The 255-nt window shown below is 72.2% G+C and carries 1 protein-coding gene; it reads right to left on the bottom strand.

Annotated features, from left to right (window positions below; genetic code table 11):
* The coding region (locus tag SB751_RS32850) for a type VI secretion system Vgr family protein (RefSeq protein WP_410749359.1) at nt 1-255 on the bottom strand (255 nt) is incomplete at both ends.

The raw sequence follows: 255 nt of genomic DNA, 5'->3' as shown, positions 1-255 counted from the left end.
CCTGCGTCGAGCGCGCGCCCTCGCGGGCGTTGGCCGACAGCAGCATGCCCTGGCCCGAGCGCACGACGGTCCAGGCGTCCGAGCGCAGCTCGAAACCGCTGCCGCGCCATTCGCCGCGCGATGCGTCATCGGCGGCCTGCTTGACCAGATAGCCCAATCCCAGCTGCGAGGCGGCGATGGAACTAGACAGGCGCGTGCGCACCTGGCCGGCGGTGTCGTCGAACAGCCACTGGCTGTGGCCCTGGCCGTCCAGGC

The sequence above is a fragment of the Cupriavidus sp. SIMBA_020 genome (assembly GCF_046535395.1).
Taxonomy (GTDB): domain Bacteria; phylum Pseudomonadota; class Gammaproteobacteria; order Burkholderiales; family Burkholderiaceae; genus Cupriavidus; species Cupriavidus campinensis.
The sequence above is the reverse complement of the archived record's forward strand: the minus strand, read 5'-3'. Positions and strand labels throughout refer to the sequence as shown.